This is a genomic window from Embleya australiensis, from assembly GCF_051903075.1.
Classification (GTDB): Bacteria; Actinomycetota; Actinomycetes; order Streptomycetales; family Streptomycetaceae; genus Embleya.
Genome location: NZ_CP182422.1, coordinates 3,953,264 through 3,979,232 on the forward strand (window position 1 = coordinate 3,953,264; position 25,969 = coordinate 3,979,232).

Genomic DNA, 25,969 nt, shown 5'->3' on the forward strand with positions numbered 1-25,969 from the left:
GACGACTTCCGCCCCCGTCACCGCGCCTGCGTGCTGAACCGCATCAACGCGCCGAGTACGTCCACCGCGCCCGGCAGCCCCCGCTCGATCGGGTCCGGCGGCACCGCCCACCGGGTCCGCCCCCCGCACGCCGTGGACGAGGGCGGAGCCGGTACGAAGTGGCCGACCGCATGGTGCCGGACGTCGAACCGAGCCGTGTCGTTGTGGTCCACCGTGTACCAGTACAGGTTGCGCGCGCCCGGGTCGACCAGGAACAACAACCGCTCGCCCGGCAGCTGCAACACCGGCCCCAGCGGCAATCCGACCACCTCCAACTGGCGGATCGCCGCGTACCCGACCTGCGCCGGCGCGTCCAGCACGTCGAACTCCAGCCCGCTCGCCAGCAGGACGGTGTACGGCTTGCCGCTCCACCACTCCCACACGTCGTCCGTCGACCGGGTGGCCCGGGTCAGCCCCGGTTCGGCGGCGGGATGCGCCCCCGGGTCGGGGCATTCGGTGTCGCCGCACGAACATCGGCCGTCCTCGACGTAGGCACCGGGCAGCACGGGCCAACCCCGATCCACGACGTAGAAGAGGGCGGCGGCCTGGAGCGCAGCCCGGGTGCGTTGCCGCACAAGCATGTCCGTTCCGTTCCTCGCGACCGCGACCACGGCGAAGTGTCGTGGTCCGGCAGGTGTACTCCCGGTACTCCTACGAGTACACCGCCCGAAACGGCGCACGAACAGATCCGCAACGCGGCTCGACCGTGCCGCTTGCGGTCCGCTTGGTCCACTGCCGGCACGCTTTGCCGCCGGCCTGACCAGGCGTCAGACCCCGCACCCGCCCCGAACCCGGGTCCGAAAAGGCCACAACCCCGCCACAACCCCGCGACGACGTCACGACGTCAACGGCAGCTTCAACACCAACAACAGCGCGATCAACTCGACCGCCACACACCCCAGCGCACGCGGCCACGCCAACTCGTGCACACGCATCATCAACGTCGTCAACATCCACGCGGTCAGCACGAACGAGAGCAGCCCGACGCCGGTCACGATCGAGTTCTTGTCCGGCGCGAACATCGCCACCGCCAGGCGCGGCGCGTCCGCGATCCAGACCACGATCATCGACAGCGTGATGAACGGCGTCGGCGAGCCGTTGCCGCCGAACTGGGTGGCCAGGGCGTGTGAGACCAGGCCGAGCAGCGCGCAGAACGCGGGCACCATGACCACGACGATGCCCAGCGCCGGCACGCTCGTGCTCAGCGTCGAGTGCACGATCTCCTTGCGCGACGCGTCGTTGGCCAACACCGCGAGCACACCGCCGAGCGCGGACATGATCAGCGCCGGCCACCACACCGCCTGGTCGCGGGCCTCGTTCATGGTGCGCAGCGGCCGCAACACGAGGCCGCTCAGCACCTCTTTCCAGTGCAGGTACCTCGGCGGCCCACCGTACGGCGGCGGCTGGTACTGCTGCGGCTGCGGAGGCGGCACCGACGGCGTCACCGTCGTGTACTCCTCCGGCGGCGCGCCGTAGATGTACAGACTCGTCTCGTCGGGCAACGACAGCGGCCCGTAACCCGAGTCCCCCGACCCGCCCTGCCCACCCTGCGGCGACGGCGGCGGAGGCGGCGGAACCGACTGCCCGTACCCCTGCTGCCCCGGCTGCCCGTACCCGGGCTGCCCATACCCGGGCTGCCCCTGCTGCCCAGGCTGCCCATACCCGTGCTGCCCGGGTTGCCCAGGCTGCCCCTGCTGCCCCCCGTACCCGTCGCCGTAAGCCCCGCCGTACTGAGGTGGTGGGTAACCCTGGCCGGCAGGCGGGGGCTGTTGCCGGTACGGGTCGTAGGGTCCATTGCCAGTCACACCCCTGACGGTACCGGCACCACACCCCCCTCCGTCGTCGCGGGACGGTGGTAATTCGGGCACAAAACCGAACGCCGCCGGCCCCGAGGGAACCGACGGCGCTCGCCGCACACCGAGCGCGCCGAAGCGCGCCCCGAAAAAGCTACTTGGCCCCCGCGTCCTCCAGGACGCCCTCCTCGGCCGGCGGCTCCGGCAGCTTGACCGACTGGAGCAGCAGCTGCGCCACGTCGACCACCTGCAGCTCCTCCTTCGCCTCGCCCGCCTGCTTCTTGGCGTTGATCGAGTCGGTGAACATCACCAGGCAGAACGGGCACGCGGTGGAGACGATGTCCGGCTTGAGCGACAGCGCCTCGTCCATGCGCTCGTTGTTGATGCGCTTGCCGATGCGCTCCTCCATCCACATGCGCGCACCGCCGGCGCCGCAGCAGAAGCCGCGCTCCTTGTGCCGGTGCATCTCCTCGTTCCGCAGGCCCGGCACCCTCGCGATGATCTCGCGCGGGGGCGTGTAGACCTTGTTGTGCCGACCGAGGTAGCACGGGTCGTGGTACGTCACCAGACCGTCGACCGGCCCGACCGGCAGCAGCCGGCCCTCGTCGATCAGGTGCTGGAGCAGCTGGGTGTGGTGGATGACCTCGAAGTGCCCGTCCAGCTGCGGGTATTCGTTCGCCAGCGTGTTGAAGCAGTGCGGGCAGGTGGTGACGATGCGCTTCTTCGGCGCGTCCTCGAGCGCCGCGTTCAGCGTTTCGACGTTCTGCGCCGCGAGCATCTGGAAGACCACTTCGGAGCCGAGCCGGCGTGCCGAGTCGCCTGTGCAGGACTCCTCCTTGCCGAGGATCCCGTACTTGACGCCCGCGATGTCGAGCAGCTCGGCGAACGCCTTGGTGGTCTTCTTCGGACCGTCCGCCAGCGCGCCCGCGCAGCCGACCCAGTACAGGTACTCCAGCTCGGCGGGCTCGATGTCCTGCCCGACGATCGGGACCTCGATGCCGGTGGACTTCTTCAGCTCCTTGACCCAGTCGAGCCGGGCCTTGGTGGCCACGCCCCACGGGTTGCCCTTGTTCTCCAGGCCCTTGAGCATCGTCGCCGCCTCGGACGGGAACGCGCTCTCGATCAGCACCTGGTAGCGGCGCATGTCGACGATGTGGTCCACGTGCTCGATGTCGACCGGGCACTGCTCGACGCACGCGCCGCACGTGGTGCACGACCACAACACGTCGGGGTCGATGACCCCGTTCTCCTCCGCGGTGCCGATCAGCGGCCGCTCGGCCTCGGCCAGCGCCGCCGCCGGGACCTTGGCCAGCTGCTCGGGCGTGGCCTTCTCGTTGCCCTCTTCGTCCTTGCCGCCGCCCGCGAGCAGGTACGGCGCCTTGGCGTAGGCGTGCTCGCGCAGCGACATGATCAGCAGCTTCGGGGACAGCGGCTTGCCGGTGTTCCACGCGGGGCACTGCGACTGGCACCGACCGCACTCGGTACAGGTGGAGAAGTCGAGCAGGCCCTTCCAGGAGAAGTGCTCGACCTGACTGACGCCGAACACCGCGTCGTCGGCGGGGTCCTCGAAGTCGATCGGCTCGCCGCCGGAGGTCATCGGCTGCAGCGCGCCGAGCGCGACCGTGCCGTCGGCGTTGCGCTTGAAGTAGATGTTGAAGAACGCCAGGAACCGGTGCCAGGCGACACCCATGGTGGGGGTGAGGCCGATGGTGATCGCCCACGTCATCGAGATGACGATCTTGATCGTGGCGACCAGGTAGACCAGGTTCTCCAGCGAGTTCTCGGAGAGGCCGCCGAACGCGGAGACCAGCGGGTAGCTGACCCAGTAGCCGGGCTCGTACGAGTCCACCCCCGCCAGCGCGCCCTCAAGGCCGCGCAGCAGCATGATGCACACGCCGACCGAACCGACCACGAACTCGACGAAGTACGCCTGGCCGAAGTTGGACCCGCCGAACCGGCTCTTGCGCCCCGCTCGTCGCGGGTGGCTGAGCTGGCGGATCACGATCAGCACCAGGATGCCGAGCACGGTCATCAGGCCCATGAACTCGGTGAAGACCTCGAACGGGTCCCAGTGGCCGAGCCCCCACAGCGCGAACTCGGGCGTAAAGAGCTGCCCGTACGCGTTGACCAGGGTCAGGATGAGCGCGCCGAAGCCGACCATGACGAACCAGTGCGCGGCGCCGACGATGCCCCAACGGAGCATCCGGGTGTGCCCGACGGTCTCGGTCAGCATCGTGCCCAGACGCTTGCCGGCCGCATTGGTCCGGCCGCGGACGGGCTGTCCGAGTTTGACGAACGAGTAGATGTATGCGGCGGTGCGCCCGAGTAGGGCGAACCCGATCACGCTGATGAACAGCGAGATCACGATCGCTGCGAGCTGCATGGGCGTTCGGCTCCTCCGGTGGGACGTCCCTTCCGGGGCGTGTATCGGCCGACAGCGTACGGCCGTGCGGGCATCTTACCCACTGGTAACTTAACCACTGCGTCGATGATATCTGTCACGCCGGACGCTATCGGCTTCGCAGGTTTTGCCCGCTTTATCCCACGCCGGACGATCTTGTCGGACCCCACACTCCACTCCGGACCGGCTCCCGAGCCGATCCGAACGCGGCGCACCGATCCACCCGGCTCGCCAGTTGTGTGACGCACCGTCAGATCTGTACACATGCATGCTGCCATGCCACGGCGCCGGGACCCGCAAGAGGTCCCGGCGCCGTGTGTTTCGCCCGCGTCCACCGACCGCCGAGGCGGCCGATCACAGTGTCTTGACGGCCTGCTTTCGAGGTTGCACGACCAGCGTGTCGCCCGCTTCGTCGAGATCGACCAAAACCGTGTCGCCGTCGCTCACCTCGCCCGCCAACAGGGCACGCGCGAGCTTGTCGCCGATCGCGGTCTGGATCAGCCGGCGCAGCGGCCGGGCGCCGTACGCCGGGTCGTAGCCGGTCAGCGCGAGCCAATCGCGCGCCGCGTCGGTCACCGTCAGGGTGATCCGCCGGTCCTTGAGCCGGGCGCCGAGCCGATCCACCTGGAGGCCGACGATGTGCGCCAACTCGTTCGTGCCGAGCGCGTCGAAGAGCACGATGTCGTCGAGCCGGTTCAGGAACTCCGGCTTGAACGAGTTGCGGACCACGTCCATCACCATCTCGCGCTGCCGCTCCGGCGACAGCATGGGATCCACCAGATACTGCGATCCCAGGTTCGAGGTCAGGATCAGCACCACGTTGCGGAAGTCCACCGTGCGGCCCTGGCCGTCGGTCAGCCGCCCGTCGTCGAGCACCTGGAGCAGTACGTCGAAGACCTCGGGGTGCGCCTTCTCCACCTCGTCGAGCAGCACCACCGAGTACGGCCGCCGGCGCACCGCCTCGGTCAGCTGGCCGCCCTCCTCGTAGCCCACGTAGCCGGGCGGCGCGCCGACCAGGCGCGCGACCGAGTGCTTCTCCGCGTACTCCGACATGTCGATGCGCACCATCGCGCGCTCGTCGTCGAAGAGGAAATCGGCGAGCGACTTGGCCAGCTCGGTCTTGCCCACACCGGTCGGGCCCAGGAACAGGAACGAGCCGGTCGGGCGGTCCGGGTCGGCGATGCCGGACCGGGCCCGGCGGACCGCGTCGGACACCGTCGTCACGGCCGTCTGCTGCCCGATCAGCCGCCGGCCCAGCTCGTCCTCCATCCGCAGCAGCTTGCCGCGCTCGCCCTCGAGCAGCCGCCCCGCCGGGATGCCGGTCCAGGACGAGACCACGTCGGCCACGTCGTCCGGGCCGACCTCCTCCTTGACCATCGCCGTGCCGTCGGTGCCCCGATCGCCCTCGGTCGCCGCGGCCTCGGCCAGCTCGCGCTCCAGGGTCGGGATCTGCCCGTACATCAACTTCGACGCCGTCTCGAAGTCCCCGTCGCGCTGAGCCCGCTCCGCCTCACCGCGCGCCGCGTCGAGGCGCTCCTTCAGCTCGCCGACCCGGTTCAGCCCGGCCTTCTCCTGCTGCCAGCGCGCGGTCAGCCCGCTGAGCTGCTCCTGCTTGTCGGCCAAGTCCTTGCGCAGCCGCTCCAGCCGGTCCCGGCTGGCCGCGTCGGTCTCCTTGGCGAGCGCCATCTCCTCCATCCGCAGCCGGTCCACCGAGCGCTGCAGCTCGTCGATTTCGACGGGGGAGGAGTCGATCTCCATCCGCAGCCGCGACGCCGCCTCGTCGACCAGGTCGATCGCCTTGTCGGGCAAAAAGCGCGCGGTGATGTAGCGGTCGGACAGCGTGGCCGCGGCCACCAGCGCGGAGTCGGCGATCTGCACCTTGTGGTGCGCCTCGTAGCGGCTCTTGAGCCCGCGCAGGATCGCGATCGTGTCCTCGACGCTGGGCTCGCCCACGAATACCTGCTGGAACCGGCGCTCAAGGGCCGGGTCCTTCTCGATGTGCTTGCGGTACTCGTCCAGCGTGGTCGCGCCGACCAGGCGCAACTCGCCGCGCGCGAGCATCGGCTTGAGCATGTTGCCCGCGTCCATCGAGCCGTCGCCGGTGGCGCCCGCGCCGACCACGGTGTGCAGTTCGTCGATGAAGGTGACGACCTGGCCGTCGCTGGACTTGATCTCGTTCAGGACGGCCTTCAGCCGCTCCTCGAACTCCCCGCGATACTTCGCGCCCGCGACCATCGCCCCCAGGTCGAGCGCGATCAGCCGCTTGTCGCGCAGCGACTCGGGTACGTCGCCGGCCACGATCCGCCGGGCCAGGCCCTCCACGACGGCGGTCTTGCCGACACCGGGTTCACCGATCAGTACCGGGTTGTTCTTGGTCCGGCGGGACAACACCTGGACCACCCGGCGGATCTCCGAGTCGCGGCCGATGACCGGGTCGAGCTTGCCGTTCCGGGCCTCCTCGGTCAGGTCGCGGCCGTACTTCTCCAGTGCCTGGTAGGTGCTCTCCGGGTCCTGCGAGGTGATCCGCGTGCTGCCGCGCACCGCCTTGAAGGAGTCGAGCAGTGCCTGCGGGGTGGCGCCCGCCTCGCGCAGCGCGTCGGCGACCGCGCCGGAGCGGCCGGAGGCCAGGCCGACCAGGACGTGCTCCGTGGACACGAACGCGTCGCCGAGCTTGTCGGCCTGCTTCTCCGCCTCGTCCAGCGCGAGCATCGTCTCCCGGGCGAGCTGCGGGGCGGCCACCGTCGAGCCGGACGCACTCGGCATACGATCCGCGATCTGGGCGACCGCGACCTTCAGCAGCGGCACGTCCACACCGGCGGCGCCGAGCAGCGGGACGGCGATCCCCTCGGGCTGTTCGAGCAGGGCGAGCAGCAGATGCGCGGGCTCCACCTGGGGGTGTCCCGCTGCGGCAGCCTTGCGGATGGCGACCGAAAGGGCCTCTTGGGCCTTGGTGGTCAGCTTGTCCAAAGTGCTCACTCTGCTACCTCCTACCGCGTGTGGTCCGCGGCGCTTGAGTCCTCAACCGTCCTGCCAGCACAACGGGTGCAGAGTTGAGTCTATTCCACTCAAGTTTGCTGCGCCTTGCTCTACGCGGCCTTGCTCTCCGCCCAGGCGTCAGGTTCCCACACGGGATGCACGGTGACAGTGATCGAACGGTCGGGTTCGCGCCGAATCTCGACTCGCCGCGCAAGCTTGTGCATGAGCTTGTTCTGCTCCTTGGCGGTCAAGGTCTTCCACTCGGCCAGCAGGCCAACCGCGATCGGGCGCAGCTCGTCGGCCGACGGGAGTACTTCGACGTTGGGTTCGAGCTTGGATACCACCGCGTCCGCTTCGGCATGCTTCTTCTTCAACTTGGCGAGCGCGTGGGCATAGGTGTCGCCGGGGTAGTTCTCCGGCGATAGCGCGTGGTCGACGGTCAGCCGGGTCAACGCGTCCTGTGCTCGCTTTCGCGTTGCCTGCGCCTCCTTGAGCTTCTGTTCCGTGCTCTTGCGAACCTGGCGGGCCTCCACCGATTCGATCGGCGCGGCCGGCGCGCTGTCGACGTTTGCGGCGACGGTGCCGAGCCACTCAACGACTTGTGCCTCGACCACGGGCCGGAGGATCCATATCCCGGGGCAGAGAGAACCAGCCGACTTGCTGTTGTACGAGCAGCGGTACACGCCGCCCCGCATCCCTCGGTACGGGGATGCAGTGGCCCCCTGCCGGCAGTTCCCGCACTTGCTCAGCGCAGACAAGGGGTAAGACCCGCGCCGGGCACGTGGTGCAATGCGGCGCACCTCCTTCACTGTCGCTAGGTACTCCTCCCACTCTCCGTCGAGCAGCATCGCCTCGTGTGCGCCCGGCATGTAGTAGTGGTTCGGGCACGTACCCGATCGCTTCCCACAGGTGCATTCCTTGCTGTGCACGCGCAACAGGCCGGCGGCGAACCCGCTGATCATGTAGCCGTTGACGGCCTGACCGGTCCACGGGCCGCCCCAACTCGTCATGTACCCGCACTCGTTGAGCCACCCGGCAACACCGGGGTAGCCCATGTCGCGCGCCGTGTACGTGCGGAACATGTTCCGAACCACAGGTCGATGGTCACGGATCGGCTCGTACCACTCCTGTTGGATGGTCCAGCCGCCGATCCCGTCTGGGATGCGCCGCGGGTGCCAGTGGTACCCAAACCGCTGCCGGCCCGTTGCGGGTAGGCCCAGGGCCCGCCGATGGTCGTGCGTCTCGCGCCACTGCTCGCCGGCGCGATCGGACTCGAACGCGGCCACCTCCAGGAGGACGCCGCGTTGAAATCGGCCGGTCGCCGTGCGTGCGTCGACCTCTTCTGTGGCTGACTCCAGTTGTCCACCGGCCCGCTCGACGCGCTCGATGTTGACGGCATTGCCGTGCCTCGTGCGACCGAAGCGCGAGTACTTCCATACGGCTATCTCTCGGGCTTTGCCCTGCTCGACCGCCCCGATTGCTTGCATGATCTTGCGCTTGAAGTTGCGGCCGGACGCGTCGAGATCTTCGATCCAATCGACGATTACGCGACCGCGGCGGCGTGCCCATTCCATGATTGCCGCGCGCTGAAGCTCTGGGCTGATCTTCTCTTCGTTCCACGTACTGACCCGTACGTACCCGACAGCCGGGATGAGCATCCCGCCGTCGACGGCTGGTCTCAGTAGGTTCACCGTGCGGCCCTTCCGTGTCGAGGCCGCACCTCCTGTACGGCCTGGAGTGGGAACAGGTGGAGCGTTCCGGTCGGTTCGTACTCGTCGAGGTCGACGTGTTGAGCAGGCGCCGACAGGTCGCCGGCGCCCATGTGCTCGATTGCCGTCCGGTATCCCTCCGTGCGGAGCGCGGCGCGAGCGTCGTCTCGGCGGACCTGGGCCATGCGCAGGCACGCGAGCATCGTTGCTGCGCCTCCGCTGAGCATCAGGGCCACGCCTACGACTGCTGCAATGCGGTGCACAACCGGCGCCGCCAACGCGAGCACGACGACCGCAGCACCCCCTGCGTGCACTGCGATACCGGCCCCCGCGACCGCTTTCGGGATCTCCATCCGGCGCACTCTCCTCGGTAGTCCTATGTGCTTCGACGCCTCGTCGATGGGCGACGTTGCTCCTGCTCCTGCAATGTTTTGATCATTGAGATCAGCAGGTCGCGCCGTTCCTCGCTATGGATACCAAGCCGGTCTGCCGCTTCTTCTGGGCTGATCCGATCGGCCATAGGCACGGGCCGTGCCGCCCGTTGCAGTTGTGACTCGTCGACGACGCCGGCGCGTAGGAGTACCTCGCCAAGGGGGTCGCCGAGTCCGTCGGCGATCTTCTTCAGCACCGACGGATCTGGAATGGATTGACGAAGGAGGATCCGCGACACGGTCGACGGTGAGATCTTGGCGTCGGCCGCGAAACGGGCTCGCCCGCCTCCCCTCGGGCTTACGTCGTAGTGACGAGCGATGAGTCGCTGCTCGAACCAGTCGGCGAATCTGTTGATCTGGTCTTGCTCAGGCGTGCTCTCTTGGGTGGTCGTCCGCATGCCGACAACCTACCTGCGCGACAACCCTCGCATGGGCATACTCGCAGATCAGAGAGCTACCAACCTCCTGTCTCACTGAGTCGGTCCACCATAGCGCGATCTCTCGAACAGGTGCTCGATTAGTCGATCGAGACACTCGGAGACGTTAGCTCTCTTGCCAGAGAGGTAGTCGTGTGACTACCTTCTCTCTCGCCAGAGATGATCACTTCTCTCGGCAGAGAGGAACGTATGTCTTCCGTGATCCCTCGCGCCGACGCCTTCCGGGCTGCTCGCGCCGTCCTCGACGCCGCCCGCGCTCGCCGCGATGCGCTCCCCGTCCGGGTGGCCGCTCAGCAGGCAGCCGACGGCAGCACGCTCTCGGCCGACGAGATCGAGGCGTTGCTGCTCGACCTGCGGGCCCGCACCGTCGACGCCGCGCCTGCACTGCCCGCGGCTGCCTGACTCCCACAAATGCAACCGGGCCCGTCGGATGCGACCCGACGAGCCCGGACGACCCATCAAGGACAGGTCTGTATGCACTCCAAGCTTACCGAGATCGCGCTGCGCGATCCGCTCGTCGAGCCCTTCGTCGAGGCACTCAACGAGATGCCGGCCGCCGACCGCGTCGAGTTCATGCGCTCCTTCGTGCAGGGACTCGCGAACGGCCTCCCGCTGTCGCGGTCGCACAACGGTTCGCCGCTCGACGCCGACGGCTACGCCGAAGGTGCCGACGTCGCGCGGACGCTGATCGCCGGCGGTGTGCTGTGACGATCGCACCCGAACGGCCGAGCACGGTCACCCCGACGGCGGTTGTCGTCGCTCCGGCCGGCCTCGATCGCGAGCAGTGGCTCGACGCGCGTCGGGTCGGTGTCGGCGGGTCGGACGTTGCCGCGGTCCTGGGCATGGACCGGTACCGCGGGCCGTTGCACGTCTACCTCGACAAGGTCGGCGAGATGCCCGACCTTCCTCGCTCGGCGGAACTCGACGAGGCGGCGTTCTGGGGCCACGCACACGAGCCGACGATCGCCCGCGTGTTCACCGAACGAACCGGCCTCCGGGTCGTCGAGGGTCCGGGCATGGTGGCCCATGTCGACCGCGGGTGGATGCTGGCCAACGTCGACCGGTTCGTGTTCGAGCAGGGTGACGCCGTGCCGTCGAGCCTGCTGGAGATCAAGACCCGGAGCGCATACCAGCTCGACGAGTGGCTCGACGGCGTGCCGGACGGGCCTGCGCTCCAAACCCTGTGGTACCTCGCCGTCACCGGCTACCGGCACGCGCACGTCGCCGCGCTGCTCGGAGGGAACCGGCTGATCATTCACCGGGTCGACCGCAACGAGGGGCTGATTGAGCATCTCGTGCAGATCGTCGGCTCGTTCTGGCAGGGCGTACTCGACAAGCGCCCGCCGGCGGTCGACGGATCGGCCGCTACCGCCGAGCTGCTCGCCCACCTGTACGACGTTGAGGTCGACGCCGTCACGTTGGCGGACCCCGACGAGGTGCTGCCCCTGCTCGCGCGGCGCGCCGAGTTGAAGCAGCGCGAGCAAGAGATCGAGGACGACCTCACCGCGGTTGAGAACCAGCTCAAGGCCACGGCCGGGCCGTCGGAGATCGTCAAGGTTCGCGACGAAGTCGCGTTCACCTGGAAGCAGAACGGCACCTTCGCCTCGAAGAGGTTCGCCGACGCTCACCCGCTGCTCGCCCAGGAGTACACCCGCCCCACGACCACGTTCGACACCAAGCGTCTCGCGGCGGACCACCCCACCCTTTACCGCGAGTTCCGCGGCCGGCGCCTGCTGGTGCCCACCAAGAAGAAGGGCACGAAATGAGCACCGGACTTGCCGAACGCGTCGCACAGCGCGCCACCAACGAGCCGCAGGCCGGGCAGGTCGAGCAGCGTCCCGCCGGCCCGCCGGACCTGCGCCAGTTCGTACACACCATGCGCGGCGAGATCGCCCGCGCGTTGCCGGCGCACATGGCCGGCTCGTCGGAACGCATGGCGCGGATCGTGCTCACCGACTTGATGCGCGTCAAGAACCTGGCCGCGTGCACACAGTCGTCGTTCGCTGGCGCGATGATGACCGCCGTGCAGCTCGGCCTCGAACCGGGCGGCGTGGGCGGCGAGGCGTACCTGCTGCCGTTCTGGTCGAACCAGATCGGGCAGCACGAGGTACAGCTCGTCATCGGATATCAGGGCATGGCCAAGCTGTTTTGGCAGCACCCTCTCGCCGCGGGCTTGGACGCCCGGGAGGTACGCGAGAACGACGACTTCGAGTACGAGTACGGCCTCGACCCGGTGCTGCGCCACAAGCCCGCCCGGCGCAACCGCGGCGCCGTCACGGACTACTACGCCGTAGCCAGGCTCAGCAACGGCGGGAACGGCTTCGTCGTGCTGTCGGTCGACGACGTCGAGACCTTCCGCCGGCGATCCAAGCAGGCGAACAAGGGACCGTGGGTCAACGACTACGACGCGATGGCCCGCAAGACCTGCGTGCGTCAACTCTTCAAGCTCTTGCCGAAGTCCCCGGAACTCGCCCGCGCACTGGCCCACGACGGCGCGGTACGCCGCGACCCCTCGCTCGACGGCATCGACGCCGCGCCCGAGTACATCGAGGGCGAACTCGCCGACGAGCCGACCGCCGAGCAGGAGTCCACGGGTGACGCGCCCGCGTGGCCGAACGTCGCCCCGGTCGGCGGCACGCAATGACCCTGGTGCTCGTTCCCGCCCCGGCTTCGGCCGGGGCGGGCCCCCTCCCGCGTCGACCGGAGGTGGTCCGGTGAGCCACGCGGCACGTGATTGGGTCTGGACACGATCCGCGTCCCGCGGCGCCGTGCGCCTGGTGCTGCTCGCGGTCGCCGAGCACGTCGTCGGCGCCGACTGCGTCGCCTACGCCGGCACCACTCGACTCGTGCACTACACCGGCGCCGCCCGCTCGACCGTGCGCGCCGCGGTCGACAGCGCGCTCGCGTCGGGCGAACTTGTCGTCGTCGACGGCCGGGTCGGGCCGCGCGGCGAGACCGTCTATCTGTTGCCGCACGCCGTCGGACACGTCCCGGGCATGCCCGACTCGACCACGTCTGACAGGGCCGACCACCGGCCCGGGTCGGAATCCGGCCCGGGTCGGGAATCGGCCCCGGGGGGACCGACCACCGGCCCGGTAGGGGACCGGGAATCGGCCCGGGGGGTACCGGAATCCGGCCCCCAGAACAGAGAGCACGAGAGAGAAGAGAAGAAGCAGAGCAGCAGCGTCGCCGAGCTGCGCCCGCTCGCCGAGCAGCTCGCCGCCGACGGCATGGGCGTCACGTGGACGCTCACCGCGGCCGAACGCGCCGACGTGCTCGCGCTCGTCGCCCGGCACGGCGTGCCCGAACTCGTCGCGCACGTGCGGGCCCGCTGGAATCCGGCGCGCCCGCCGCGTACCGCTCGATACCTGCTCCGCATGTGGGCGGACCTGGGCACCACGACCGCACCGAGCACGCCCGCAGCCAGCGCGCCGCCCGGTGACCGGTCCCTGCGTCCGACTCACACGAACACGCTCGCCGGCGCGCTTGCGCTGCTGCACCAGGAGGGACACGCGTGAACGTCAACGAGGTAGCCGCGCTGCTCAACTACGCCGGCACGGTCGATACGCGAGTCGCCCGCGAACTCGTCGACCCGACGACGACCGCGCGCACCATTGCCACGTGGGCCGAAGCACTCGCCGACATCCCCGCGCAGGCTCCGGTCGTTCACTGGGACGTCGCGACCGCCGTACGCGGCTACTACGAGAGCACCGACGCCAAGTACTGGGCAATCCAGCCGCGGGCCCTGCTCGCCGCGTGGGCCCCGTACCGGGCCGAACTCATGGGCCGGCACACCGACCCTGAACCCGAACTCGACAGCGGCCCCGACGAGTACACCGCGATCGGCTATCGCGAGAACCTGCTCGCGCGCCGACGTGCGGTCGTTACCGGCGCCGCGCTCCCGGTCGAGTACCACGCTCCCGCCATCGATGCCGGGGGCACCCGCCGACTCGGCGAGATGATCAAGGCGAGCGTGCGCGCCCAGTACGAGGCAGCGCGCGATCAGGTCGCCCAGGTGAGCAACGCGCCGAGCCGCAGCCGGTTTCCCGAGCTGTCCGTCGCCTGCCCCTACGACAAGTGCCGCGCCGCGCCGCTGCGCCCGTGCCGGACCCCCGACGGCGTACGGCTGAACCACAACACCCACCCGTCACGCCGCGACGCCTACGCCGCGGCCGAGCAGGAGAGGGCAACCGCATGAGCCGCTCGACCCGCACCGGCCCGCGGTACATGGTCACCGCCACGTGGGAGGCGGCCGGGCGAACCGCGGTCCCGTTCACATCGAACGACCGCGCCGCCGTCCGCCGAGTGGCCCGCGAACACACCGCCCGCGGCGCACGGGTCACCGTCGCCGAGTACCGCGGCGGTACGTGGCGCACCCTTGACGTACCCGACCGCGCCGCCGAACAGCCCGTCGCCCGGGTCGAGCCCGACCTCGACGACGACGCCGACCAAGTCGTCGACGAACAGCTCGTCGACCAGGCCGAGCACGAGCTGCGCCTGCTCGACCGCCTCATGCGCGAGCGTCCCGCCGTGCGGCCGAGCCGCGCCCGGCACACCGCCGGCGGACGACGCGCCGCCTAGGCAGCATGCGCCGCCCCGGACCCACAACCCGGGGCGGCGCCACACCACGCCCAAAAGATCCGCACAAGCCCCGCACAGCCGCTAACGTGCTCTCCAGAGAGCACGAATATCAAGCCAGAGAGATAGGCGCTCACGTGGCCGCAGAGACCATCTTGACCATCGAGGGCAACCTCACCGCCGACCCGGAATTGCGCTTCGCCGCCAGCGGCGCCGCCGTCGCCTCCTTCACCGTGGCCTCGACCCCGCGCACCTTCGACCGCCAGGCCAACGAATGGCGCGACGGCGAACCCCTGTTCATGCGCGTCTCGGCTTGGCGCCAACTCGGCGAGAACGTCGCCGAATGCCTCAACAAGGGCAACGCCGTGATCGTGACCGGCCGCCTCAAGCAGCGCACCTACGAGACCAGCGCCGGCGAGAAGCGCACCGTGATCGAACTCGAAGCGGACAACGTCGGCCCGTCGCTCAAGTTCGCGACCGCCCGCCCCGTCAAGGCCAACCGGCAGCAGCCGACGCAGCAGCGACAGCAGCCGTCCGGCGACGCATGGCAGACCCCCCAGCAGCCCAACAACCCCCCGTTCTAAGGAGCAACCCGCCATGCCCGCACCCCACACCCCCAGGTGCACCGCCGACAGCGATTGCCGCTGCGCACCCAACGTCCAATGCCCTGCCGTTCTCGTCGACGGCGACAGCGTTGCTTACCGCTGCTACTTCGACCCCGACCACACCGACCCGCACGAGAGCGACGAGGGATGGGGATGGACCGACCCCCACCAACGGCGTGACCTACAGCGACGAATAGCCGACCCCGACCGACCGCGCGACCGGTCGCACCCGGCGCCGCGCGCGAGCAGCCTCTCGACCCTCTCGGCTCGACCCCCCGGAGCACCCCTTGACTGACCCGTTCGCCGCCCCGTCCGACGTGCTCGACCTCGACCCCTCGACGTGGCCGTGCGTCGCCGCGGACGACACGGCGTGGCTCGACCCGTCCGCCCTCGTACAGCTCGACGCCGCGGCGCGGTGTGCCGGCTGCCCCGTCCTGCTCGCCTGTCGCGACCGTGGCCGGCACGGTCCGGATGGCGACCCCGAATGGGGTGTGTGGGGCGGCGAGACGACGCAGCAGCGGCGCGTCGCCACCGGCCGGAGCATCGTCAAGTGAGCGCCGTCGAACAGCGCGACCTCGACCGCCTCGACCGCCTCGACGTCCTGCTCGGCTGCGCCGAGCGCGGCGTGCTCCTGGTCGACGAAGCGCACGCGCTGCGCTCCCTCGTGTATCAACTCGTCGACCGGGTCAACGAGACCCACAGGAGCTACCTGCACGCGCGCGCCGGCGAAACCCGATGGTGGGGTCGGTGGGTCGACACGTCGCGCCGTTCGCGTCTGCGCCTTCGTGCGCTGCGCCGTGCGCTCGACCGCGCCCACCGGGCACGCGCCGTCGAGGCCGCACTCGCCGAACGGCTCGACGTCGCCGAGCAGCTCGCCGACGCACTCACCGATCACGCACTCGCCGACGACGCATGGCTGCTTGCCGACACCATCCGCCGTCTGTGCGCCGGCGACATCACCCCGCACCGCGCACTCGCCGACACGACCGACTGAGGAGCAGCACCCATGACGTACACCGACACCGTGCGGACCGCGGTCGACGCGCTGCGGACCATCCGCGGCGAGTGGGGCGCGCTGCTCGTCGCGGTCGAGCAGCCGCCGGCCGACGAGTGGCCGCCGCGCGAGTACCGCGGCGGCCTGTTCGCCGGCGTCGACGGCGGCGACCCGCTGCTCGTCGTCGACCGCGCGCCGCTCACCCTGCGCCCGTACTCGGCGCCGGCCAACCTCGACGCGCTCGACGCCGGCGTGTTCGTCGAGCGCGCGCTGTTCGACCTCGCCGACACGATCGCCGCCGCGGCGCAGCGACCCATCACCCGCGCCCAGGTCGCGCCGCTGCGTTGGGAGCAGGACGACGCCGACGCCGCAGACCCGCGCCGCTGGGCCTACCCGAGTCCCACCTCACCCGGCAGCCGCGCCCACGGGGCCGAGTTCGCCGCCCTGTGGGTCGAGGGTCGCGTGCTCGACGACGACCTCGACGACGAGCTGCTGCTCGACGGCCGGCGCGTGCCCGCGCTGTTCCTCGCGCTGCCCGAGCACCTGCTGCACGAGGCGCACCGGGTCGCCCGTCGCTGCGCCGAGCGCATCCGGCGTGCCCTGCTGATGGAGGAGCGGCCGGCCCCGGGCACCGCGGCGTGCCCCTGGTGCGGCGGCGTGCTGACCCTGCACACGCGGCGCGGCGAGCCCGAGCGCATCACGTGCGCGACCGGCGCGGCGTGCCCGGCCCCGGCATCGGTCGACGACGCCGGCCGGCGCACCTGGGCGGGCGACTCCCTGCTCGCGCTCGTGACCGATCTCGCCGGCGCCGCCGCAGCGTAGGGCACCGGACCGGGCCCGGCGCGAACTGCTGGGCCCGGCTTGCCCGTTACCTCTTGTGTACTGAGTACTGAACTCAGTACAGTACGAGGTGTCGGGCTCCACACCCGACACCCACTCACCACAACCACGGGAGCTACCCCCATGGCTAAGCGATACGCGACCAGCACCCCCAAGAGCGTCGTCCTTCACTCCCAGGGCATCAACAGCCGGCGCGCCGACTGTGGCCGCATGGCCGAGCATGTCGTCGACGCCGACGCCGCATCGTTCGGCCTGGCCACGCAGACCATGCGTCACTGCAAGTCCTGCGTGAACACCCGCACCGCCCGCCGGCACGCCGAACTGTCGCTCGCCTCGGGCGTGATGCTCGTCGAGACCATGACCCCCAAGAAGCGCAAGCCGGCCGCCGTTGTCGAGGTCGAGCTGCCCATGCGCGACGAGCCGGCCGTCGAGACCGAGCCGACCACGGCCGACGAGCCGTCGGACACGTGGACGATCACGAACCGCGCCGGCGAAGAGGTCGCCCGCGTCGAGGGTGCGACCGCCGAAGAGGCAACCCGCGCCGCCGACGCACTGCCCGCCGTACAGACCACCATCCGGCGTGAGGGTGGGTTCGCCCGGCGCCGCCTGTACACGTCCGAGCTGCTGCCCGCGGTCGTCGAGGCCGGACAGCCGACCGTCGTCACGTACTACTTCCTGCGGTACGACGGCATGCCGTCGGGTCGCCAGACGCGCCAGTACTGCGACAGCATGGTCGACCTGGCGATCGAGTTCGATCTCGTGCCTACCGAGATGGTCGAGGAGACCGTCACCCTCTACCCCGGGCAGGACGCGACGACGACCACCCGCGTTGTGCGCAGCAGCGTTCCCGTAGAGCCGACGCGCGACGAGCGGCTCGACCGTCTCGCCGCGGACGTCGCACAGCAGCACGACGAGGCCGACGCATTGCTCGCCGACATCGCGCAGACCGGCAGTGACCTTGCCCTGCTCGCGGTCGAGGTTGCAGACTTCGGCGCTGCGGTCGACGCGCTCGCCGAGCAGCACGCCGTCGAGGGAGTCGTCGTTGAGCCGGCCCCGGCCGAGCCGGTCCCCGGCGCACTGGTTGACCCGTGGACGTGGCTTCGGCGCTCGACGAGCAACCACGCCACACGCCGCACAGCGTCGGCCGTAGTCGAGGTCCCGGCCGACAGCGCGACCGATGCCACGTTGCGCGCCGCGCGGACCGCGCTCGCTCGGCTCGTCGCACCTGAACGGGAGCCCATGACCGCCGGATGCCTGCCGTGCCACGCCGACCGGGGCAGCGTGCGCGCCGCGGTCGAGGTACTGCGCGCCGCCGGCCACACACCGGCCCTGCTCGTCGGCGACGGGAGCGAGAGCGACGCGACCGGGTTCGTCGTCGAGCCGCACGGCGCCGGCCGTGTGTCCGTCGCGCACATGGTGCTCGGCTCGACCGACCGCAGCGACGGCTCGGCCTGGGCCGGCTACCTGCGCGCCTACGCGCACGCCCTGCGGATCTCCGGATGGACGATCGAGCCGCACACCGTCGACCGCGCCGTCGCCATCGTGCCCGAGCTGGATTTTGAGGCCGTTGTACGGTCGGCACTCGCGAGCGTCGACCCGGCCAGCAACGAGGCGCACGTGTTGCGCGCCTGTCTGACCCCGCCGATTGACTAGACCGTTCGGCCCGCCCCGGCCCCTCCGGGGCGGGCCCACCAGGAGGAGCCGAGCACATGAACGAGGCGCGGAACGCACGCAAGCACCCTCGGTCGTTGGACAAGGTGGAGCAGCGCAGCGCGGCCGAGCGGTACGCCGCTGAGGTCTTGCGCTTGACCCTGGAGTACGAGCAGGAGAGCACCCGGGCGCGCGGCGACGCCGAACTGCTCCACGCTGCTCAAGTGCTTGCGGACGCGCGCCAAGTGCAGCCGAATATCCCGCGGATCGTGTATCAGGCTCTCGCCCGCGGGCGCGCCGCCGCAGACGTTGCCAAGCAACTCGGCCTGACCGAGTCCTACGTGCACAGGTTGCGGCGAGAGCACGTCCAATACGCGTGGCGCATCGACGTGCAGCAGGATGTTGACTTCGTTGAGCGCGATGCCGACGTCAGCGTCGTTCGCCGGGACACAGCGCCCGCCGCATTCGCAGAGAGCCTCATCACGTCCTACTACGAAGAACACCGGGACGACTCGCGCACGGTGCCACCGAACCCCGTGCGCGTGCTCGTTTGGCGAGACGAACCGGACGCGGATGCCGACGCGCTCTACGTCACCACTCACGTGCCGGGCGATCAAATCCCCGACCACGGCTGACCAGACACAGGCGAACCCCGGGGCGGACTCCACTCCGACACCCGGGGCCTAAACCACCACGGGAGCTACCCCCGCCATGGCCTACCTTCACCCTACTGTCGCGCGCCCGCACACCGCCGGCGGCGCCGCCCGATGGGCCGCACCGCTCGCCTCCGGCACCATCACTGCGGCCTTTGCCTATCTCGCGTTCCGCCTCTCGTTCGAGTCGTTGACGGCGCTCGCCGTCGAGCACGGAACGCCGCCCGACATCGTGTGGATGTTCGCCGCGCTCGTCGACGGCGGCGCCGTCGTGGGCACCGCCGGCGTGATGATGGCGCAGTACACCGGCCGCGCCGTCTGGCCGTACTGGCTCGTCGTCGCCGTCTTTGCCTGCACATCGCTCGGGTTCAACGTGGCGCACTCCGACCGGAGCGCGGCCGGCGTCGCAATCGCCGTGACGCCGCCGCTCGCGCAACTCGTCGCCGTCGAGCTGCTCGTGCGCCTGCTGCCGGCGCCGCCCGCCACGACCGGCGCCGCCGCACCCGACACGCTCGCCGCCACCGGCGCCGCCGCACCTGTCGCCACCCGACACGAACCCGCCACGCCGGCGCCGCCTCGACCGCCCGTGGTACCGCCCGGCGCGCGCCTGCTCCCCGTGGTGGCGCCGCCGCTCGACGACGGCGGCGAGCAGCTCGTCGTCGACGTCGCCGCACTCGCCGCCGCTGTGGCGCCGCGCCCGCCGCAGGCCGCCGTCGAGGCGCCGCTCGTGGCGTTCGTGGCGCCGCCGCTCGACGACGAACTGCTCGACGAGGACCAGGAGCACGAAGACGTCGACGAGCCGGCCGCCGCGCCGATCCGCCGGCCGAGCGACGAGCAACTCGACGCATACGAGCGGCTGCTCGAACAGCACGGCCGCCGGCCGACCGCACCCGAACTCGGCGAGCTGCTCGGCGTCAAGCGCAGCCGCGGGCAGACCGTGCGCGCCGCGGTCGAGGCATGGCGCGCGAGCAGGGTTTGAAATCCGGCGCGACCGGGTGCAGCATTGGAGCCGTCCCCGGCGTGCCCGGAGATGGTCAACCCGCTGCGAACAGCCCGTCACCCCTCACCGGTGACGGGCTGTTTCGCGTGCCCGTACACACCCGGAGGTGCCCATGTCCCCCGAACCGCCGACCCGTCACCCGGCCACGGAGCAGGTAGCCCGCTGGTTCGCCGACGACCATCTGCCCGAGTACCTGCGGTACGCGTCGGGCCCGTGCAGGAGTCTCGCCGCGCTCATGATCCGAGACCTTCAGGACAGTCCCGAACTGACCGACGGCCTGCGGAACCTGCTCCGCGCAAAGGACGCGTTCGTACGCGCCGCGGTCGTGGCGGCCGAGCAGCCCAACCCGTCGAGCTGACCCGACATGAGGGGGTGACCGTGTCCGACCCGATCACCGACGAGGACCGGCACCGCGTGTGCATGCTGCACGCCGCCGGCCGCAGTCGAAACGAGATCGCTCGCGAGATCGGTCGGTCCGGCAGCACCGTCTCGAAGATCGCTGCGGCCGAGGGGCTCACGTTCGACCGCGCCGCCACCACGGCGCCCGCCGTCGAGGCGCGACGCGCCGATCTCGCCGCCGTTCGGCTCGACCTACAGCACCGGCTCTACGCTCGCGCGGCCGACGTGCTCGCACGCGTCGAGGCACCGACCTACGTACGTACCGAGATGCTCATGTCCGGGCAGACGATCGAGGTCGTCAGCGACGACCCACCCGCGCAGGACGAGCGCCACCTCGCGCAGAGCATTGGCTCGTACCTGACGTCGGCGCAGCGACTCGCCGATGTCGACGCCGGCAACGACTCGACAGGCGTCCGGTCGATGCTCGTCGATCTCGCCCGCGGCATCCGCAGCGCGTTCGACGACGACGACGAGGAGGCCGACGAGGAGGGGTGAACCGTGCCCTTGCTCGACGAACTGCCGCTCTCTCGGAAACAGCTCCGGTCGGTGGCGCAGGCAACGAGGCGCATCAACCTGTGGCATGGCAGCGTGCGCAGCGGCAAGACCGTTGCATCGCTGTTGGCCTGGGTACTTGCGGTCGCAACCGCGCCGCCGACCGGCCTCATCATCGTTGTGGGCAGGAGCCTGCAAACGATCGAGCGGAACGTGTTCGAGCCGCTCGCCGACGTGTCCCTGTTCGGGCCGCTGACCGGCCAGGTTCGACACACCCGCGGCTCGTCTGTGGCGACCGTGCTCGGCCGCACCGTTCACCTGATCGGCGCGTCCGATGCGCGGGCAGAGGGACGGCTGCGCGGGTTGACGGCGTCCATCGTGTACGTCGACGAGGCAACCTTGTTGCCCGAAGCGTTCTTCGTGCAGCTCCTCGCGCGGCTCAGCGTGCCGGGCGCGCGCATGTATGCGACCACGAACCCGGACTCGCCGCGCCACTGGCTCAAGCTCGGGTACCTCGACCGGCGCCGCGAACTCGACATGCGCGCCTGGCACTTCCGGCTCTCCGACAATCCTTCGCTGTCGCCCGCCTACGTGTCCGCGCTCGCCGCGGAATACGTGGGGCTATGGCGCCGGCGGATGATCGACGGCGCGTGGTGCGTGGCCGAAGGCGCCGTCTACGAGATGTGGTCCGACGAGCAGCACGTCGTCGACGACCTGCCCGAGATCCGCCGGCATTGGGTCGGCATCGACTACGGCACCACGAACGCAACCAGTGCGATCCTGCTCGGCCTGGGTGCCGACGACCGGTTGTACGCCGTCGCCGAGTGGCGCCACGACGCGCGGGTCGTCCGCCGGCAGATGACCGACGCGCAGTACAGCAAGGCCATACGCGCATGGCTCGACAAGCTCGGCGTGTCGCCCGAGTGGACGTTCGTCGACCCGAGCGCGGCGTCGTTCTCGGCGCAGCTCTGGCACGACGGACACCCCGGAGTCGCCCGCGGCGCGAACGCGGTCGTCGACGGCATCCGCAGCGTTGCAACCGCGCTCGACTCCGGCCTGCTGCGCGTGCACACCTCGTGCGAGGGGCTGCTGTCCGAGATCCCGGGCTACGCGTGGGATCCGAAAGCCAGCAACGAGGGCGAAGACCGGCCCCTGAAGCGGGACGACCACAGCGTCGATGCCTTGCGCTACGCCGTTCACTCGACCGCTCACGAGTGGCGCCACCTGCTACCCGAACGCACCGCAGAGGAGGTCACCCGTGCTGCCTGACAACGGCGCTGCCTGGCCCCCTCCGCAATGGGCGCCGTTGTACAGCGAGATGCGCATCGACGACGCGTGGTACTCCGGCGACCGGAAGCGGCTCGCCAAGCTGTACCGCGATCAGCCGAAGCGAGACGACGGGCGCCGCCGGCTCTGGGGACGGCACCGCCAGCACGATCACGGCCGGCACGACAACCGGCTGCACATCCCCTTGCCAGCCGATATCGCGACGACGTCGGCCGACCTGTTGTTCAGCGAACCGCCGACCTTCACCGTGCCGGACGACAAGGCGGCGCAGGCCCGGCTCGACGAACTCGTCGCCGACGACGGCGTCGCGAACAGCCTCCTTGAAGCGGCCGAAGTCGGCGCCGCCCTGGGCGGCGTGTACCTCCGGGGGACCTGGGACCGCTCACTCGTCGCGCGCCCGCTGCTCACCGTCGTGCACTGCGACGTCGCACTGCCCGAGTTCCGGTTCGGTGTGCTCGTCGCCGCCTCGTTCTGGCGCGAGTTGTCGACGGCCGGCGCGGTGCTGCGCCACGTCGAGCGCCACGAGCGCGGCCGGATCGAGCATGCCCTGTATCAGGGCACGGTCGACAACATCGGTCGGCGCGTGCCGTTGACCGAACACCCGGAGACGGCGCGGCTCGTCGAGTCGCTCGGCGCGGACGGCGACAGCATCGCAACCGGCATCGACCGACTCACGGTGGGCTACGTCCCCAACATCCGGCCGAACCGCCGGCACCGCGGTTCGCCGCTCGGCCGCAGCGACTACCAGTCGGCACACGACATGTTCGACGGGCTCGACGAGGTGTGGACTTCGTGGATGCGCGACATCCGACTCGCTCGTGCACGGCTGATCGTGCCGGCCGACTACCTGCGCGACCACGGGCCCGGCCGCGGCGCCTCGTTCGACGAGGACCGCGAAATCTGGCAGACCCTCAACATCCCCCCGACCGAGCAGGGCAGCGGGATCACGCTGTCCCAGTTCGCGATTCGGGTTGCAGAGCACCAGTCGACGGCCGACGCGCTCGTGCGCCAAGCCGTCGGATCCGCCGGTTACTCTGCACAGTCCTTCGGCCTGGGCGACTCGGTCGCCATCACGGCAACCGAAGTCGGCGCCCGGGAGCGGCGGTCGATGATCACGCGCGACAAGAAATCGCGTTACTGGGCACCGGTCATCGCCGACATGCTGCACGTCGTGCTGTTGCTCGACCGTGCGCTCGGGTTCTCGAACGTGACGCCGCTTCGGCCGCGGGTCCGCTTCGGCGACTCCGTGTCGGAGGATCCGCAGACGACGGCGCAGACGCTCGCGCTCCTCATGCAGGCGCAGGCGGCGAGCATCGACACCCGCGTGCGGATCCTGCATCCGGATTGGCCCGACGAGCGCGTACGCGTCGAGGTCGACCGGATTCTCGTCGAGACCGGGCAGGCCGTGCCCGACCCGATGCAGCTCGGCGACGTCGCGTAGGGGGTCAGGGTGCCGGTTGATCCGTCGATGGTCGACCACCTGTCGATCGGCACCCGTGACCTGTACGCCGACGCCGAGACGCGCCTACTCGGCATGATCGCCCGGCAACTCGCCGCAGGCATGGAAGGCCCCGGCTGGGCGCAGCAGAAGCTCGTCGACGTTCAGCAGTTGCGGCGCGCGTCGCAGGCCGTTGTCGACGGACTCGCGCGCACGGCCGATGTCGAGATCCGCGCCGCGGTCGCCGACGCCTACAACACCGGGGGCCGCGCTGCTCTGGCCGAACTCGGCGCGCTCCCGGACGTCGACGCGCGCCGCATCGCCGAGTCCACGCCGAACGCCCGGTCGGTCGACCGGCTCGCCGTCGAGACCGTCGAGCTTGTGACCGCGACACACCGCGGGATCCTGCGCGGCGTCGAGGACGGATACCGGCAGGTGGTCGCCGAAGTGTCCGCCGCGCCGCTGCTCGGCGTGGACACCCGCAGGCAGGCGTCGCAGGCAGCCATGCAGCGGTTCGCCGACCGCGGACTGACGTCGTTCGTCGACCGCGCCGGCCGCTCGTGGTCGATGACGTCGTACGCCGAGATGACCGTACGCACGAGCACCGGCCGCGCCGCGGTCGAGGCACACGGCGACCGTCTGCGCGACGCCGGCCTCGACCTCGTGATCGTGTCAAACGCGCCGCACGAGTGCCCGCTGTGCAAGCCGTACGAGGGCCAGGTGCTCACGCTCGACGGGCCCGACGGCGCCCGCACTATCGAGGCCGAGCACGCGATCGAGGACGGCCGGACCGTGCGCGTGCACGTGCTCGGCAGCATCGACGGCGCCCGATCCCACGGGTTCCAGCACCCGAACTGTAGGCACTCCGTTTCGGCCTACCTGCCGGGCGTGACGACCGCACCGGTCGAGCACTCGACCGACCCCGACGGGTACAAGGCGTCGCAGGAGCAGCGCCACAACGAGCGTCAGATCCGCCGCTGGAAGAACCGCGGCGCCGCCGCCATGACGCCGGAAGGTCGGCGCGCAGCAGAGGCGAAGGTGCGCGAGTGGCAAAAGCGCCAACGCGAACACCTGGCCCGTCACCCGGAGTTGCGCCGCAAGCGCGAGCGCGAGCAGCCGGGCGGAGGCAACGCACCGGACACCCGGGCGGCGCCGCCGCAGAACGCGGTCGAGGCCGCGCGCGTACGGCACGGCGACGAGCACACGCTGCGCGAGATGAGCGATCAGCAGCTCGTCGACGCGTCCGGCGCGAACATCCTCGATGCGCGCGACACCGCCCGCGTGGTCGGCGAGTTCGAGCGGCGCGACCTGCACGACCGCGTGCTGCCCGACGGCCGGCTCGTCGAGGACCTGGGCGCCGTCGGCGACGACGAACTCGGCCGGATCCTGCCCGAGCTGTCGCCCGAGCAGGCGCGCCGAGTCGGTGCCGAACTCGACCGCCGGCCGCCCGGCCGGCCGCTGCCGAACGTGTCGCCCGAGCTGCTCGAACTCACCGACGAGCAGCTCGGCCACGCGCTCACCCGCGCAACCGCCGATGACCTGCCGGGACTCGCCGCGGAGGCACACCGGCGCGAGCTGCTCGCGCGGCTGTACCCCGACGGCGCGCTCGCCGGCGACCTGTCCGGAGCGAGCGACGACGCGATCATGTGGGCGTTTCAGTACGGCAGTCCCGACGATGGGCTGCGCCTCATGGCCGAACTCGACCGCCGGTACGACGACGTACTGCCGGACGCCACAGCCGGCGGCGACGTTGCCGCGTGGGAGGCGAACCGGGCCGCGCTCGACGAGGCAGTGCCGAGACTCGACGACGTGCCCCCGCGGCACGACGAGGAGTGGGGAGCGTGGGCCGACGACCTGCCCGACGACCCCACCGCGGGCATGTCGGCGACCGAGCGATGGGTCTACGAGCGCGAACTCGCCGACCGCGGCGCCCGCACGGCGTACACGCGCGAGCAGATACGCGAGATGTACCAGGAGTACACCTACACACAGTGGCTCGACGCCGAAGACTTCACGCGCGGGAACCTGCTCTCGCGTGAGGCCGAACTCGCGGGCGTCGACCCGCAATCGCTGTTCTCCGGACCGGCGCACGTGGCCTACTCGCGAGCGTCCGAGGATCTGATCCGGTACTGGGCTGACAACCCCAGGATGACCATGGCAGAGTTCGAGGAACACACCACCGGCCAGCGCACCGGCGCCGCAGAGCGCGCGCGACAGGCCAGGGACAACCAGAACCGCAAGCAGTAG

Annotated in this window: 26 protein-coding genes; 20 read left to right on the top strand and 6 right to left on the bottom strand. The window is 70.3% G+C overall.

Annotated elements, in window-relative coordinates; genetic code table 11:
• Positions 1-17 precede the first annotated feature (17 nt).
• The 5 genes from ACMXN5_RS16965 to ACMXN5_RS16985 all read right to left on the bottom strand — a co-directional run bounded on the left by ACMXN5_RS16965 (position 18) and on the right by ACMXN5_RS16985 (position 8,900).
• Positions 18-620, bottom strand: coding sequence for a bifunctional DNA primase/polymerase (locus ACMXN5_RS16965; protein ID WP_126636613.1), 603 nt, complete (start codon positions 618-620; stop codon positions 18-20).
• 255 nt (positions 621-875) lie between these two features.
• A complete protein-coding gene (locus ACMXN5_RS16970; protein WP_439675972.1) occupies positions 876-1,844 on the bottom strand; it encodes a Yip1 family protein in 969 nt (322 codons plus the stop codon).
• 142 nt (positions 1,845-1,986) lie between these two features.
• Entirely contained in the window at positions 1,987-4,215 is a 2,229-nt protein-coding gene (locus ACMXN5_RS16975; RefSeq protein ID WP_395798999.1) for a (Fe-S)-binding protein, read from the bottom strand.
• 372 nt (positions 4,216-4,587) lie between these two features.
• Positions 4,588-7,200, bottom strand: a complete 2,613-nt coding sequence (clpB, locus tag ACMXN5_RS16980) for an ATP-dependent chaperone ClpB (RefSeq protein ID WP_439678026.1) — start codon at positions 7,198-7,200, stop codon at positions 4,588-4,590.
• A gap of 119 nt (positions 7,201-7,319) precedes the next feature.
• Positions 7,320-8,900 carry a recombinase family protein gene (locus ACMXN5_RS16985; protein ID WP_439675973.1) on the bottom strand — a complete coding sequence of 527 codons (1,581 nt, stop codon included), beginning with the start codon at positions 8,898-8,900 and terminating at the stop codon, positions 7,320-7,322.
• A gap of 14 nt (positions 8,901-8,914) precedes the next feature.
• Here ACMXN5_RS16985 and ACMXN5_RS16990 point away from each other — a divergent pair, with 14 nt between their 5' ends.
• A complete protein-coding gene (locus ACMXN5_RS16990) occupies positions 8,915-9,292 on the top strand; it encodes a hypothetical protein (RefSeq protein ID WP_439675974.1) in 378 nt (125 codons plus the stop codon).
• Positions 9,293-9,294: 2 nt separating this feature from the next.
• Here ACMXN5_RS16990 and ACMXN5_RS16995 read toward each other — a convergent pair whose 3' ends face one another.
• The gene (locus ACMXN5_RS16995; RefSeq protein ID WP_439675975.1) at positions 9,295-9,747 is read right to left on the bottom strand and encodes a helix-turn-helix domain-containing protein; all 453 of its coding nucleotides are present in this window, start codon (positions 9,745-9,747) and stop codon (positions 9,295-9,297) included.
• A 228-nt stretch (positions 9,748-9,975) separates the two neighbouring features.
• Between ACMXN5_RS16995 and ACMXN5_RS17000 the strand changes: the two genes are divergently transcribed.
• The 19 genes from ACMXN5_RS17000 to ACMXN5_RS17090 all read left to right on the top strand — a co-directional run bounded on the left by ACMXN5_RS17000 (position 9,976) and on the right by ACMXN5_RS17090 (position 25,969).
• Positions 9,976-10,188 (top strand): hypothetical protein, encoded by a 213-nt coding sequence (locus tag ACMXN5_RS17000; protein WP_439675976.1) that lies wholly within the window; start codon positions 9,976-9,978, stop codon positions 10,186-10,188.
• A gap of 72 nt (positions 10,189-10,260) precedes the next feature.
• Entirely contained in the window at positions 10,261-10,494 is a 234-nt protein-coding gene (locus ACMXN5_RS17005; RefSeq protein WP_439675977.1) for a hypothetical protein, read from the top strand.
• Positions 10,491-11,552, top strand: coding sequence for a YqaJ viral recombinase family protein (locus ACMXN5_RS17010; protein ID WP_439675978.1), 1,062 nt, complete (start codon positions 10,491-10,493; stop codon positions 11,550-11,552). Before ACMXN5_RS17005 ends, ACMXN5_RS17010 begins: the two co-directional genes overlap by 4 nt.
• Positions 11,549-12,430: a recombinase RecT gene (locus tag ACMXN5_RS17015; RefSeq protein ID WP_439675979.1), complete on the top strand. Its 882-nt coding sequence runs from the start codon at positions 11,549-11,551 to the stop codon at positions 12,428-12,430. Before ACMXN5_RS17010 ends, ACMXN5_RS17015 begins: the two co-directional genes overlap by 4 nt.
• Before the next feature lie 70 nt (positions 12,431-12,500).
• On the top strand, positions 12,501-13,304 hold the full coding sequence (locus ACMXN5_RS17020; RefSeq protein WP_439675980.1) for a hypothetical protein: 804 nt from the start codon (positions 12,501-12,503) through the stop codon (positions 13,302-13,304).
• Positions 13,301-13,984 (top strand): zinc finger domain-containing protein, encoded by a 684-nt coding sequence (locus tag ACMXN5_RS17025; RefSeq protein WP_439675981.1) that lies wholly within the window; start codon positions 13,301-13,303, stop codon positions 13,982-13,984. The genes ACMXN5_RS17020 and ACMXN5_RS17025 overlap by 4 nt, the downstream gene beginning before the upstream one ends.
• Complete coding sequence (locus ACMXN5_RS17030) at positions 13,981-14,367, top strand: hypothetical protein (protein ID WP_439675982.1); 387 nt, start codon at positions 13,981-13,983, stop codon at positions 14,365-14,367. Before ACMXN5_RS17025 ends, ACMXN5_RS17030 begins: the two co-directional genes overlap by 4 nt.
• Positions 14,368-14,501: 134 nt before the next feature.
• Positions 14,502-14,948 (top strand): single-stranded DNA-binding protein, encoded by a 447-nt coding sequence (locus ACMXN5_RS17035; RefSeq protein ID WP_439675983.1) that lies wholly within the window; start codon positions 14,502-14,504, stop codon positions 14,946-14,948.
• 308 nt (positions 14,949-15,256) lie between these two features.
• Positions 15,257-15,523 (top strand): WhiB family transcriptional regulator, encoded by a 267-nt coding sequence (locus tag ACMXN5_RS17040; protein WP_439675984.1) that lies wholly within the window; start codon positions 15,257-15,259, stop codon positions 15,521-15,523.
• Positions 15,520-15,963: a hypothetical protein gene (locus ACMXN5_RS17045; RefSeq protein WP_439675985.1), complete on the top strand. Its 444-nt coding sequence runs from the start codon at positions 15,520-15,522 to the stop codon at positions 15,961-15,963. Before ACMXN5_RS17040 ends, ACMXN5_RS17045 begins: the two co-directional genes overlap by 4 nt.
• Positions 15,964-15,975: 12 nt before the next feature.
• A complete protein-coding gene (locus ACMXN5_RS17050) occupies positions 15,976-16,785 on the top strand; it encodes a hypothetical protein (RefSeq protein ID WP_439675986.1) in 810 nt (269 codons plus the stop codon).
• A gap of 141 nt (positions 16,786-16,926) precedes the next feature.
• A complete protein-coding gene (locus ACMXN5_RS17055; protein WP_439675987.1) occupies positions 16,927-18,456 on the top strand; it encodes a hypothetical protein in 1,530 nt (509 codons plus the stop codon).
• A 56-nt stretch (positions 18,457-18,512) separates the two neighbouring features.
• Positions 18,513-19,088, top strand: a complete 576-nt coding sequence (locus tag ACMXN5_RS17060) for a hypothetical protein (protein ID WP_439675988.1) — start codon at positions 18,513-18,515, stop codon at positions 19,086-19,088.
• Between the two features lie 76 nt (positions 19,089-19,164).
• A complete protein-coding gene (locus tag ACMXN5_RS17065; protein ID WP_439675989.1) occupies positions 19,165-20,085 on the top strand; it encodes a DUF2637 domain-containing protein in 921 nt (306 codons plus the stop codon).
• A gap of 133 nt (positions 20,086-20,218) precedes the next feature.
• Complete coding sequence (locus ACMXN5_RS17070; RefSeq protein WP_439675990.1) at positions 20,219-20,464, top strand: hypothetical protein; 246 nt, start codon at positions 20,219-20,221, stop codon at positions 20,462-20,464.
• Positions 20,465-20,484: 20 nt separating this feature from the next.
• Entirely contained in the window at positions 20,485-21,000 is a 516-nt protein-coding gene (locus ACMXN5_RS17075; protein WP_439675991.1) for a helix-turn-helix domain-containing protein, read from the top strand.
• Positions 21,001-21,009: 9 nt separating this feature from the next.
• Complete coding sequence (locus tag ACMXN5_RS17080; protein ID WP_439678027.1) at positions 21,010-22,266, top strand: PBSX family phage terminase large subunit; 1,257 nt, start codon at positions 21,010-21,012, stop codon at positions 22,264-22,266.
• Positions 22,256-23,725 (top strand): phage capsid protein, encoded by a 1,470-nt coding sequence (locus tag ACMXN5_RS17085; RefSeq protein WP_439675992.1) that lies wholly within the window; start codon positions 22,256-22,258, stop codon positions 23,723-23,725. Before ACMXN5_RS17080 ends, ACMXN5_RS17085 begins: the two co-directional genes overlap by 11 nt.
• Before the next feature lie 9 nt (positions 23,726-23,734).
• Positions 23,735-25,969: a phage minor capsid protein gene (locus tag ACMXN5_RS17090; RefSeq protein WP_439675993.1), complete on the top strand. Its 2,235-nt coding sequence runs from the start codon at positions 23,735-23,737 to the stop codon at positions 25,967-25,969.